The organism is Microbacterium sp. UBA7513 (genome assembly GCF_002478345.1).
Classification (GTDB): Bacteria; Actinomycetota; Actinomycetes; order Actinomycetales; family Microbacteriaceae; genus Microbacterium.
Window position 1 is genome coordinate 26,541 of sequence record NZ_DLNJ01000008.1, and the last position, 12,801, is coordinate 39,341.

Annotated in this window: 13 protein-coding genes; 8 read left to right on the top strand and 5 right to left on the bottom strand. The window is 66.6% G+C overall.

From position 1 onward, the window contains the following. Positions 1–26 precede the first annotated feature (26 nt). Positions 27–545, top strand: a complete 519-nt coding sequence (gene lspA / locus B2W79_RS04490; protein ID WP_081859717.1) for a signal peptidase II — start codon at positions 27–29, stop codon at positions 543–545. Here the strand turns inward: lspA and B2W79_RS04495 are convergent, their stop codons facing one another. The 5 genes from B2W79_RS04495 to B2W79_RS04515 form a co-directional block, all read right to left on the bottom strand. Further along, positions 546–986, bottom strand: a complete 441-nt coding sequence (locus tag B2W79_RS04495; protein WP_036331298.1) for a VOC family protein — start codon at positions 984–986, stop codon at positions 546–548. It lies immediately after the preceding gene. Positions 987–1,990: 1,004 nt separating this feature from the next. Beyond that, entirely contained in the window at positions 1,991–2,830 is an 840-nt protein-coding gene (locus tag B2W79_RS04500) for a F510_1955 family glycosylhydrolase (RefSeq protein ID WP_029266184.1), read from the bottom strand. Between the two features lie 145 nt (positions 2,831–2,975). Further along, positions 2,976–3,584 (bottom strand): DUF305 domain-containing protein, encoded by a 609-nt coding sequence (locus B2W79_RS04505; RefSeq protein WP_029266186.1) that lies wholly within the window; start codon positions 3,582–3,584, stop codon positions 2,976–2,978. A 94-nt stretch (positions 3,585–3,678) separates the two neighbouring features. Beyond that, entirely contained in the window at positions 3,679–4,125 is a 447-nt protein-coding gene (locus B2W79_RS04510) for a DUF6153 family protein (RefSeq protein ID WP_029266188.1), read from the bottom strand. Between the two features lie 70 nt (positions 4,126–4,195). Next, a complete protein-coding gene (locus B2W79_RS04515) occupies positions 4,196–5,356 on the bottom strand; it encodes an FAD-dependent oxidoreductase (RefSeq protein WP_051667917.1) in 1,161 nt (386 codons plus the stop codon). A 104-nt stretch (positions 5,357–5,460) separates the two neighbouring features. Between B2W79_RS04515 and B2W79_RS04520 the strand changes: the two genes are divergently transcribed. The 7 genes from B2W79_RS04520 (at position 5,461) to B2W79_RS17635 (ending at position 12,668) form a co-directional block, all read left to right on the top strand. Beyond that, the gene (locus B2W79_RS04520) at positions 5,461–5,673 is read left to right on the top strand and encodes a heavy-metal-associated domain-containing protein (protein ID WP_029266192.1); all 213 of its coding nucleotides are present in this window, start codon (positions 5,461–5,463) and stop codon (positions 5,671–5,673) included. After that, entirely contained in the window at positions 5,670–6,620 is a 951-nt protein-coding gene (locus B2W79_RS04525; RefSeq protein ID WP_029266194.1) for a hypothetical protein, read from the top strand. Before B2W79_RS04520 ends, B2W79_RS04525 begins: the two co-directional genes overlap by 4 nt. A gap of 45 nt (positions 6,621–6,665) precedes the next feature. Beyond that, on the top strand, positions 6,666–8,987 hold the full coding sequence (locus tag B2W79_RS04530; protein WP_029266196.1) for a heavy metal translocating P-type ATPase: 2,322 nt from the start codon (positions 6,666–6,668) through the stop codon (positions 8,985–8,987). Between the two features lie 21 nt (positions 8,988–9,008). Further along, complete coding sequence (locus B2W79_RS04535) at positions 9,009–9,263, top strand: YHS domain-containing protein (protein WP_029266198.1); 255 nt, start codon at positions 9,009–9,011, stop codon at positions 9,261–9,263. A 73-nt stretch (positions 9,264–9,336) separates the two neighbouring features. After that, on the top strand, positions 9,337–11,580 hold the full coding sequence (locus B2W79_RS04540) for a heavy metal translocating P-type ATPase (RefSeq protein WP_371511043.1): 2,244 nt from the start codon (positions 9,337–9,339) through the stop codon (positions 11,578–11,580). Positions 11,581–11,603: 23 nt separating this feature from the next. Continuing rightward, the gene (locus tag B2W79_RS04545) at positions 11,604–11,948 is read left to right on the top strand and encodes a metal-sensitive transcriptional regulator (RefSeq protein WP_029266204.1); all 345 of its coding nucleotides are present in this window, start codon (positions 11,604–11,606) and stop codon (positions 11,946–11,948) included. 531 nt (positions 11,949–12,479) lie between these two features. After that, positions 12,480–12,668, top strand: a complete 189-nt coding sequence (locus B2W79_RS17635; RefSeq protein WP_371511042.1) for a hypothetical protein — start codon at positions 12,480–12,482, stop codon at positions 12,666–12,668. The last annotated feature ends 133 nt before the right edge of the window (positions 12,669–12,801 follow it).

The window sequence follows — 12,801 nt, forward strand, 5'->3', positions numbered from 1 at the left end:
CTATCGCACGAAGAGGGAACTGCACAGTGACGTCACCGACCACGAACCGACGCTCGGGAGTGCGCTGGTCCTTCCTCGCCGGGCTGGCCATCGCAGCGGTCGTCGTCGCCGTCGACCAATGGACCAAGATCTGGGCCGCCTCTGCGCTCTCGGGCGGAGAATCGAAGGACGTCCTGCCACCGGTTCTCGAGTTCCAACTCACCGTCAACCGTGGCGCCGCGTTCTCCCTCGGCACCGACTTCACCTGGCTGCTCGGACTCCTCGCCGCTGCCGCCGCGGTCGCCATCACGGTCTACCTGTGGCGGGTGGGATCGCTCTGGTGGGCAATCGGGCTGGGCCTGGTCCTCGGCGGTGCGATCAGTCATGCCGCTGACCGCCTGGCACGCGGTGGCGTCATCGACTTCATCGGCTACTTCGATCTGTTCATCGGCAACGTCGCCGACATCGCGATCGTCGTCGGCGGCATCTACCTTGTCGCGCTCGTCCTCCTGCGTGTGCCGACCCGCCGCATCAAACCGACCCCGGCGCCCTCGCCGGCGTCGTAGCTATCGCCAGGGCATGTGCTGCAGGCACCAGGTGTTGCCGTCGGGGTCGGCGAAGAAGGCGTAGAACACTCCGCCGAGGTCCTCGACCTCGCTGATCTCGACGCCGCGCTCGACCAGTTCGGCACGAGATGCCTCGATGTCGGCGACCACCAGGTGCAGCCCTCGCAGGGTCCCCGGAGGCATGTCGAGCGTGGGCAGGCCCTCGGCCAGGGTGATCGAGCATGCCGAACCCGGTGGCGTGAGCTGGACGATGCGGACGCCGGGCTCTGGGTTGATGTCGACGTCGAGCCGAAAGCCGAGCTGGTCTCGGTAGAAGGTCTTTGCTCGTTCGATGTCGGTGACCGGAACCGGCACGAGCTCCAGCAACAAGGCTCCCGGCGGCACGGGTGGGTTGGTCAGATCGTTGACGGTGTCGCTTGGGGGAGTGGATGCGTCGGTCATGGATACCGCCCTTCTTGAGCTGGATGCCCCGCAATCGAGGGGCCGATGATCTGCGGTCCGAGTCTGCCCTCGGCCTCGATCTCCGCCAGTCTCGCTGACGGCTACCGAATCGTCGACCCTCGGGCAAGGGCTTCGAACAAGCCCATCTCTTGCCACCTGAACGTGCGCTCTCGATCGGCGATCTCGATTGCCCGCCGGAGCTCGCTGAGTACGCCGGGGATGATTCGATATTCGTGCCGATAACGCAGAACGCCGATGACTACGGCGTGGAGCTCGACACGGTGACCTGACACCACGCGTGGCGATGAGCCAACTGCTACACGATCAGTGGCTCCGTTCCGGCGTGCGCTAGCGGCGACCGTCCAGGCTCAACGCCAGACCCTCGCCGCAACACGAGACCGAGATCCCTCCCCTGAAGCAGTTCCCGGCGAAGCTCGCTCGGAACCGCGTCATGGGTGGACGCGACGTTGCCCGCTTCGCCGGCCTCGTCGAGATCGACAAGGTCATGAGACGTTGGGATGTCCCTGTCTCTTGACGCCGCGATTCGGCCAGTCATTCACGCCGTTCATCGGAGGCCGGCGGCGATCGCCAGACCAGTGCTACCCCGATGATCGTGGTGATGATGGCGACGTCGTAGCTCGCCACCGTGTACGTCCACCAAGTGCCATTGTGGCTTCCGTATTGTGTATCGGTGCTCAGATGGATCAGGACGAGCGCGGGTCCGGCTGCCAGGAGCACAATCCCTAACCGCACAAGTCGGCGGTGCAGTCGGTACGCACGCGACGGGCGAGGTGGCGGCCTGCTCGGTGCGGAACGATGGCTGAGCGCGGACAGGCGGAGCGGATCGAATCGTGCGTCCGGCGACATCAGAGGATCGCTCCAATCGCGAGGTAGGTGGCGAAGGCGAGGAGGACGACGGCGATCGTTGCCGCGGTGATGAAGAAGACGAAGTTCCGGAACGGATTCTTGTGTTCGTTCATGGTGGATTCGTGAGTGGGCTGCGGTTACCGGGCCGGGCTGAGGACGGTGAAGCCGTCGACAGTGACACCAACGATGCCTCGGTCATCGACGAGGATGATGCGGTCATCGATGGTGCTGAGGGCTTGAACGGCTCCGTCGAGTGGCCCCAGCTGCTGCCACGTCCCGTTCTGATCTTGGGCCCAGAGGACCCCGTCGGTGCCGGCGCCGACGAGTGTGCCGTCTGTGCGTGCTACGAGGGCGTAGAGCAGGGGTGATTCGGGGACGGGGGTGAAGGTGTCGCCACCGTCGGTGCTGACGAGCAGTCCTTCTTCGGTGGCGGCATAGAGCCCGGACTCTGTGGCGGCGAGGTCGGCTGCCGCTAGAGGGGCATGGGTGGTCCAGTTCGTTCCGTTGTCGGTGCTGGAGAGCAGGTCGATTTGGCTGGAAGCGATGCCGTACAGGGTTCCGTCGGGGCTGGCGGTGAGGACGTGGAAGTCGGTTGTTCCGTTCAGGGCGATGGGCGACCAGTTGAGGCCATAGTCATCGCTACGGATGATGCCGAGGTTCGGGGATCCCAGCTCGGCCGGGGTTTGCTCTCCGGGGTGTCCGGAGGCGAACAGGGTGTCGCCGGTGACAGTGAATCCCATGGCATCGAAGTCATGGCCGCCGACGGGTCCGGAGACGTTCCCGTCCGGTGTGACGGTGAAGATGCCGTTGTGCGTGGCGACGAGCAGATCGTCACCGCGGGGGTCTTCGGCGATGCCGTGGATGTGGTCGATGCGGGGTGTCGCATCGGGCTCGTCGGACTGCGCGGCAGTACAGCCCGTAATGACGAGCGTCAGCACGGGGATGGTTGCGGCGGCGAGAAGAAATGATCGTTTCATGATGGTTTCCGGGTAGCGGCCAGGAGGGTGGCCAGGCTTGTGACGCGGGCAGCAGGGAGCGCGCCGCGGGGTCGGTCTTCGCGCGGGGCGATCGCGCGGGAAACGCAGGGCGGGTCGTTCGGGAATCGGCCCGCCCCGCGTGGTTCTACAGTTCTCCGAGGAGGTCCTTCATCGTGGCGATCTCCGCCGTCTGGTCATCGATCACCTGTTGCGCGAGCTCGAGGACGTCCGGGTTCTGCGCGTCGTCAAGCGCCGTCTGTGCCATGTCGACGGCGCCTTCGTGGTGCACGATCATCTGCTCGAGGAACAAACGGCTGGCCTCGGTCGCGTCGGCGTCTTCCAACATGGTCATGTCCTCTTCGGACATCATGCTGTCGTCGCCGCCCATGGAGCCGTGGTCCATGCCGCCCATCGAATCGGGGTCGTACTCCACACCCCAGTCCTCGAGCCACCCGAGCATCTTGTCGATCTCCGGGCCCTGCGCCGCCTTGATCTGTTCGGCGAGCTCGACCACCCGCGGGTCCGCGCCGTCCTTGGCCAGCAGAATGTCCGACATCTCGATGGCCTGCTCATGATGAGGGATCATCATCGTGACGAACATCTCGTCAGCCTCGGTTGAGGCCGACGAGGACGTCGACGCGGACGGTGAGCTGCTGGTACCGGACGGCGCGGTGCCGGTGTCGGCGCAGCCGGTCAGTACCAGGGCGAGGGTGAGAGCGCCGGTGCTGAGTGCGAGGGGGATCTTCTTGTTCATGGTCGTTCCTTCGTAAGTCGTATGAGAGTTCGCTGAAGCGGCGGCGCCAACGGGCGCCGCAGGGCCGCCCACAGTTGGGTCGGCGTGCGAATACTCAAGTTCGACTGATCGAAAGAACCGTCAACGAGGGGCCACGAGGGAGGGCATCGGTCGCTTCCCACCGCAACCAGCTGGTCACCTCGCGAAGGGAGATGCCGGAGCGTCGGGCAAACGTCGGTGGGACGAGGAGCAGAAGGCCGGCCAGCAACGCGAGTACGCAGGCGGTGACCATGTCGTCGTGACCCTGCCCTTGTCCGGTGGTCACGTGGCACGGCCCGTCGCAGGCAGCGGCACCACCGTCGTCGAGGCTCGCCGTGGCGTCCGGAACGTGAGCGACTGTCGATGCGGAATGGGCGACGCCCGAGGAGCCGTGCCCGGCAGGTTCCGCGGTGAAGGTGTGCATGCCCAGGAGGCCGACGATGATCAGGACGGCCGCGGTGCCGAGCATCAGCAGGGTGCGCAGCGACAACTGCGGGCTTGTGGCGCGAACCGTCACCTGCATCCTCGATCCTTCCTGTTCCTCACGACGCTAGCACCGCCGCCTGTGTGCCCGACATCGATCCTGTGCACACTCAGAAGCCGCCTGCCAGCTCGTGCTTGACCGCCAGGATTTCCCTTGCCGCTGACCACCCGACAGCACCCGCCCTCTTGCCGTCGGCGGTCCTGAAGGTCGAGACGAGGCCGCCGCCGGCCGATGACGTCGTTTCCGCGGTCGCCTGCGGCAAGACGACGCCCGCTCCACTCAGCGTGACGCCGTGCACATTCACCGTGAACCCGGAAACGTGCCGGTACGGGCCAGGATCGTCCCCGCCGTGCAGATCATGAAGCAGCGCTCGGGCGGCGTGAGCCCCTTGTGCCACCGCATCATCCCAATGATCCATACGATAGAGCGAACCGTCGGGACCGACATGAGCGGCGACCCCACCGGCCGCATACACTGCCGGGATCGTCCTGGCACGGAGCCGGTCATCGACCTCGATCGCGGCACCGTCTGAGCGGATCCATGAGACAGCCGGAACTGTTCCGTGGGCGAGGACGATCACGTCTGACGATACAGATGTCCCATCATCGAGGAGTACGTCACCCCCGCTTCCGGAAGCCGAGATGGAGCGCACTGTCCGGCCTGGATGGAACTCCGTGTGCGCAGCGTGCAGATCGCGGAGCCGGGTGGCGATCGGCAACCCGAGGCTGTGCGCCAAGGGGATTTCGGAGCGCGCGACGAGATGCACTCTGGCACCAGCGCTCACAAGGTAGCTTGCTGCTTCTGCTCCGACCAGCCCGGCACCGAGGACAGTGACAACCCGCCTTTCGAACGTCGGACCCGCATGCCCTCGGATGCGTAGCGCGTCGGACGCGCTGTGCAGCGTGAAGACCCCCTCGCTGACGCCTGTCGCCTGCAGGGGACGCGGGGCGGCGCCGGTCGCCACGACAGCCGTTGCGAATATCAGCCGTCTGCCATCGTGCAGCAAGATGCCCCGCTCTTCCATCCCGACAGCGCTGCCGGGGATCGTCTCGACATCGATCGAGTCCAAGGCAGGCAGCGCGGATTGCTCCGGGGTGAGCAGGCCACGAAGGATGCCCTTGGTCACCAGCGTGCGGTTGTACGGGGCGAACGGCTCCGCATGCACGATCCGGATCGACCCGTCGAAACCGCTGCGCCGCAACGTGACCGCCGCAGAATGACCCGCGGCGCCCGCGCCGACGATGAGCACATCCGAGCTGGTCTTATCCATGAGAAGCTCCCTTCACCCCCTTGACCGGAATACCCTGGGTGGGTATATGGTTAGGCATACCAGTACCCTACCGGGGTATTCCGAATCGAGGGAAGGAAGCCATCATGAGCACGAGCGAGTACCAGGTGAGCGGGATGAGCTGCGGCCACTGCGAGGTCGCTGTTCGCGGCGAGGTCAGCCAGGTCCCCGGCGTCGAGAACATCGAAGTGAGTGCGCAGACCGGCCGGCTTCTCGTCACGACGAGTTCCGCAGTGGATGACGCGGCCGTGCTCGCGGCCGTCGATGAGGCCGGGTACGAGGCGGTCCGACTCTCATGAACGCCCCGGGCCGCCTCGGCCTCTACGGCGCGGGCCTTGTCGTTGTCTTCGGCGCCGCCTTCGCCGCCGCGGGCGCACTCGTGCCCGACAGCACGGTGACCGCATGGGCGGACGCCGGGCATTCCTCGCATGACGCGCAAGCGCCCGAGGATGCTGCTGGCACGAAAGACGATCAGGAGATGGGGGTGAGTGGAGTGATGAGCGCGGCATCGGGATTCACAATGAGCCCCGTACAGGCGCCGGCGAACGTCGAGACGGACGGTGAACTCTCCTTCGACATCCGCGATCCCTCAGGTGTCCCGATCACCGATTTCGACGAGGCCCACGATAAGCAGTTGCACCTGATCGTGGTCCGCAACGACGGGCGTGAATACCGTCACGTGCACCCCGAACTCGACCCGAGGACCGGGGTCTGGTCGCTGCCATGGTCCTGGGATACCGCGGGAACGTACCGGCTGTATGCGGACTTCACCTCTGAGGGGGTGAGCGCCACGCTCTCCCGCACCGTCGATGTGGCGGGGCAGCTGACACCGGAGCCCGAGGTCGCCGTCAAGACAAGCGACACGGTCGACGGCTTCGACGTGACCGTCAGCGGCGACCTGGTCGCCGGAACTGGAAGCGAACTGACTGTCAAGGTCTCTCGGGACGGGGAACCCGTCACGGTGCTGGAGCCGTACCTCGGTGCGTTCGGCCACCTCGTTGCCCTGCGCGATGGCGACCTGGCGTATCTGCATGTGCACGCGCGCGGCGAGGAACCACAGCCGGGCGATCTGGCCGGCCCCGAGGTGGAATTCACCGCCGAGACACCCACCACCGGCCGCTACCTGCTGTACCTGGACTTCCAGGTCGACGGACAGGTCCACACCGCACAGTTCGTACTCGAGGCGACCCCCGCCACCGGCGACCAGGCGGACACCGAAGACGACGCCGAGCACGACGGGCACTGACCCGCTCAGTGCGCATCGAGTTGCAAGAAGGATCGAGGAGACATCATGACGGATACGCAGTCAGCAGCCGCGTCCAGCGTGGAGCTGGAGATCGGCGGGATGACCTGCGCGTCGTGCGCGATGCGCATCGAGAAGAAGCTCAACAAGCTGGACGGTGTCACCGCCACCGTGAACTATGCGACGGAGAAGGCGAAGGTCACCGCACCGAACGGGTTCGACCCGGCGCTGCTGATCGCCGAGGTGGAGAAGACCGGCTACACGGCCGCCCTTCCCTCACCGGAGCCGTCCGCGGTAGTCGACGGTGAGGACGCTCCGGATAGGGAGCTGGTGAGCCTGCGGAACCGTTTGATCGCTTCCATCGTGCTGACCCTTCCTGTGATTGCGATGTCGATGATCCCCGCATTGCAGTTCACTTACTGGCAGTGGCTCTCACTCGCCCTGGCCGGCCCCGTCATCGTTTGGGCGGCCTGGCCTTTCCACAAGGCAGCGTGGACGAATCTCCGGCACGGTGCGGCGACCATGGACACGCTCATCTCGATGGGGACGATAGCCGCCTTACTGTGGTCGCTCTACGCGCTGTTCTTCGGCACGGCCGGCGTCCCCGGGATGACCCACCCGTTCGAGCTCACCGTGGCACCGTCGGACGGGGCGGCGAACATCTACCTCGAAGTGGGTGCCGCGGTGACGATGTTCATCCTCGCCGGACGCTACTTCGAGAAGAAGGCGAAACGGCAGGCGGGCGCCGCCCTGCGCGCGCTGTTGGAGCTGGGAGCGAAGGATGTTGCTGTGCTTCGCGCCGGCGCCGAGACCCGCATTCCCATCGCGGACCTGCGAGAGGGCGACGAGTTCGTCGTACGGCCCGGCGAGAAGATCGCCACCGATGGTGTGATCGTCTCCGGCACCTCCGCGGTCGACGCGTCCATGCTCACCGGTGAATCCGTGCCGGTCGAGGTCGGCGAAGGAGACTCCGTCACGGGGGCGACGGTCAATGCCGGTGGCCGGCTCGTCATCCGGGCGACGAGGGTCGGGTCGGACACCCAGTTGGCGCAGATGGCGAAGCTCGTCGAGGACGCCCAATCGGGCAAGGCCGAGGTGCAGCGCCTCGCCGACCGGGTGTCGGGTATCTTCGTGCCCATTGTCATCGCGATCGCCATCGCCACGCTGGGCGCTTGGCTCGGCGCGGGATTCCCTGCCGCGGCGGCGTTCACCGCCGCGGTCGCGGTGCTGATCATCGCCTGCCCGTGCGCCCTGGGCCTTGCCACGCCCACCGCACTGCTGGTGGGCACGGGCCGCGGCGCGCAGATGGGCATCCTCATCAAGGGTCCGGAAGTTCTCGAGTCGACGCGACGGGTGGACACCGTCGTTCTGGATAAGACCGGGACGGTGACCACAGGGCGGATGACGCTCACCGGCGTGTTCACCGCTGACGGCGTCGACCGCGGCGAGCTGCTGCGCCTGGCGGGTGCGGTGGAGGACGCCTCCGAGCATCCCATCGCGCAGGCCATCGCCAAAGCCGCAGTCCAAGAGGTCGGCACGCTTCCGACACCCGAGGGTTTCGCGAACATCGAGGGCAAGGGAGTGCAGGGCATCGTCGACGGGCACGCCGTCCTTGTCGGCCGCGAGTCGCTTCTCGAGGACTGGTCCCAGCGCCTTCCCGAGAATCTCGCCGCCGCGAAGAGCGAAGCAGAGCGTCAGGGCAAGACCGCGGTCGCCGTGGGGTGGGACGGGGAAGCACGCGGTGTGCTCATCGTCGCGGACACCATCAAGCCGACCAGCACCGAAGCCATCAGGCAGCTGAAGGCGCTGGGACTGACACCGGTGCTCCTCACCGGAGATAACCGTGCCGTGGCCGAGCAGATCGCGTCTGAGGTCGGCATCGATGAGGTCATCGCCGAAGTGCTCCCGAAAGACAAGGTCGACGTGGTCACCAGGCTGCAGCGCGAGGGCAAGGTCGTGGCGATGGTCGGAGACGGCGTCAACGATGCGGCCGCGCTCGCCCAGGCAGACCTGGGGTTGGCCATGGGCACGGGCACCGATGTGGCGATCGAGGCCAGCGACATCACGCTCGTCCGCGGCGATCTGCGCAGCGCGGCCGACGCGATCCGTCTGTCTCGGAAGACGCTCGGCACGATCAAGGGCAACCTGTTCTGGGCCTTCGCCTACAACGTCGCCGCCATCCCGCTGGCAGCCCTCGGTCTGCTCAATCCCATGCTCGCCGGCGCCGCGATGGCGTTCTCCAGCGTCTTCGTCGTCGGCAACAGCCTCCGCCTGCGCACGTTCCGCAGCCAGGCGGCGGACCCATCCCCGACCGCCGCGCCCGCACCGCGTGATCATGCGACGCGGAACGCAACCGTCGGAACCCACTGAAATCACGAAAGAGGAACACACATGTCTGATTCCGGATCCTGCTGCAGCCACAACAGCCACGGCTCTGTCCCAGCCGACGGACGCAAGGACCTCCTCGCGCCGTCCGCCGAACAGCTCGCCGAATGCCCCGTGATGGTCGGCAGCACCGTCGTGAAAGCGGACGCTGAAGCCGCTGGCCTCTACCGCGACTACGAGGGCACCCGCTATTACTTCTGCTGCGCCGCCTGCGGCCCCCTGTTCGACGCTGACCCCGCCAAGTACGTGACCGCAGCCTGACATCGCTTCACCTGTGCGGGGCGGCACACGGATCGCCCCGCACAGCTTCATCGTTTCCGAGGAGGATAGCCTCATGAGCCAGCCACACAGCGACGACGCTGATCACACCCACGAACACGCAGCGCACGGGCACACCCCATCGGTCCCCGCCGCGGCCACAGAAGACCCCCCCGTCCACACCCCTCACCACGACACCGCCGTGCACCACGACGGTCCCGATACTGCACCGCACGGAAGCGGCGCGCCGATGGGCCACCAGGGTCACGGCGAGCATGCCGGCCATGACGCACATGGTGGACACGACGCTCACGGTGGACACGGGGGTCATGCGGGGCATGGCGACCACGTCGGACAGTTCCGTCGCCTGTTCTGGATCATGCTGATCCTCGCCGTCCCCACCGTCGCGCTGTCGGGCATGTTCGCGATGATCCTCGGCTACACCCTCCCCGACATTCCCGGCCTGGCCTGGGTGTCCCCGGTACTGGGAACAGTGATGTACATCTGGGGTGGAAAGCCGTTCCTCGTCGGTGCTGTCAGCGAAATCCGCGACCGCAAGCCCGGGATGATGCTCCTCATCGGACTCGCCATCACCGTTGCGTTCATCGCCTCTTGGGGTGCGAGCCTCGGCCTGCTGCACCACGAGCTCGACTTCTGGTGGGAGCTCGCGCTCCTCATCGTGATCATGCTGCTCGGGCACTGGATCGAGATGCGGTCCCTCGCGCAGACCACGTCCGCTCTCGACTCCCTGGCCGCGCTCCTGCCCGACGAAGCAGAACGCGTCGAAGGTGACCAGGTCGTGACGGTCTCGCCTGCCGAACTCGTCGTCGGTGATGTCGTCATCGTTCGCCCCGGGGGCAGCGTCCCCGCCGACGGTCGCATCGTCGACGGTCGCGCGTCGATGGACGAGTCAATGGTCACCGGCGAGTCCCGCACCGTGACGCGCGGTATCGATGACCAGGTCACGGCCGGAACTGTGGCGACCGACTCCGGGCTGCGCGTGGAGATTACCGCCACCGGTGACGACACCACTCTCGCCGGCATCCAACGCCTGGTCACCGAAGCACAGAGCTCGTCCTCGCGCGCGCAGCGCCTTGCCGACACGGCGGCAGGCTGGCTGTTCTGGTTCGCTCTCGGCGCTGGCGTGATCACGGCGATCGTGTGGACGCTCGTTGGGCTTCCCGATGATGCCGTCATCCGCACCATCACGGTGCTCGTCATCGCTTGCCCCCACGCACTCGGTCTCGCAATCCCCTTGGTCGTCTCCATCGCCACCGAACGCGCCGCACGCGGTGGCGTACTCGTGAAGGACAGGCTCGCGCTGGAGAGCATGCGCACCGTCGACACCGTGCTGTTCGACAAGACAGGCACCCTCACCAAGGGCGAACCGACCGTCTCCGAGGTCTCAGTCGTCGAAGGCAACGACACCGACCGGGTGCTCGCCCTGGCCGCCGCCGCGGAGGCCGACAGTGAACACCCGCTCGCCAAGGCCATCGTCCGCGCCGCCGCCGACCGTCACCTCGACGTGCCCCGCAGCTCGGACTTCACCTCCTCTCCCGCAGTCGGCGTCACCGCGACCGTCGACGGGACCGTTGTACGGGTGGGGGGACCGCACCTGCTCACCGAGGAAGATGCGCAGGAGCTGCCCGTTGCCGAGCGGTGGCGCAATGACGGTGCGATCATCCTCCACGTGGTTCAGGACGGCCGTGTGATCGGCGCTCTCAAGCTCGCCGATGAGGTGCGGTCGGAATCGCGCGAAGCCGTCGATGCACTGCACGCGCTGGGTGTGCAGGTCGTGATGATCACCGGCGATGCCGAAGCCGTCGCGCACACCGTGGCCGAGGACCTCGGCATCGACCGTGTCTTCGCCGGCGTCCGACCGGAGGACAAGGCCGCGAAGGTGCAGGAGCTCCAGAACGAGGGACGCAAGGTCGCGATGGTCGGTGACGGCGTCAATGACGCCCCCGCCCTCGCCCAGGCCGATGTCGGGCTCGCGATCGGCGCCGGCACGGACGTTGCCATCGCCTCTGCCGGAGTCATCCTCGCCAGCGACGACCCCCGCTCGGTGCTCTCCGTCATCGAACTGTCCCGCGCCGCATACCGGAAGATGAAGCAGAACCTCTGGTGGGCCGCCGGCTACAACCTGATCTCCGTACCCCTCGCCGCCGGCGTCCTCGCCCCCATCGGGTTCGTGCTGCCGATGTCGGTCGGGGCGATCCTGATGTCCCTGTCCACCATCGTGGTTGCCCTCAACGCGCAGCTCCTGCGGCGACTCGACCTTCGCCCGGAAACCACGGCCCGCGCGATCCTCAACCGATAACCAATCCAGAACCGGAGACCACGATGACCGACACCATCGAGACCGACCAGGTCGAGTCCGACACCGCCTGCGAACACGGCGAACACGGCGAACACGGCTACATCACCGACAAAGCCCGCTATCTCGCCCGTCTCAAACGGATCGAAGGACAAGCCCGCGGCATCCACCGCATGGTCGACGAGGAGAAGTACTGCATCGACATCCTCACCCAGATCTCAGCGCTGACGAGCTCACTCCAGGGCGTTGCTGTCGGTCTTCTCGAAGACCATCTCCGCCACTGCGTCACCGACGCCGCACGTGCAGGCGGAGACATTGCCGAGGCCAAGATCACTGAAGCATCCCAGGCCATCGCACGCCTCGTCCGCTAAGCCAGCGAGGCGGCCCCGCGGATGCCTTCGATGCTCCTCGGATAGCTCTGGGCGAGTGGACGCTCAGGACTTTGCGCGCCTGTAGTCAAAGGCGCCGTCCTGACGCTGAGAATCGAGCAACTGATCGAGGATGCCATCGTGATCGATGACGGGCTTGGGCTGGCCATCCGGCTGCAGCCGCCCATCTAACCGAACGTGGCGTCGATGACGTGGTCGTCGAGCGTGGCTCCTCCGCTGGTGCTGCCGTGTCCGAGTGGGGTCATGCACGCCTCTTCTCAGGCTGGCCGGAGCTCACCGACACTGCAGCGCGTCGCCTGCTCGAGCCGACCGGGACGGCGCCGGCAAACGGCTACCCGACGGGGGCGGAGTGGGTGAGTGAGTACCTCACCCCACTCGTCGATGTGCTGGGTGACCGCGTCCTCTACGGCACAACGGTGACGGGAATCGCGCGGCAGGGGCGCGACAAAGACGTAGACAGCGGCCGCAAGGGCCAGCCATTCGTTGTGCACACGGTCGACCAGGACGGCTGCGATGGCCGTATCCTCGCCAGTGCTCGACGCCGTGGCCAGCATCGCCTCGGAGATCGACCCGAACATCCACTCCTGCGGCTCCGTCGGAGCCACCGGCGCACGCCAGCTCGCGCAGCCCGAGAAGGACCTGTTCATCGTCGGTGCGAAGTCTTATGGCCGCGCCCCCACCTTCCTGGCGCTCACGGGCTAGGAGCAGGTCCGCAGCGTCGCAGCTCACCTTGCCGGAGATCACGAGGCTGCGGAGCGCAACGAGCTCGTCCTTCCCGACACCGGGGTCTGCGGCGGTGCCGGCGGCTTCGACGCCGAGGGTGCCAGCTGCTGCG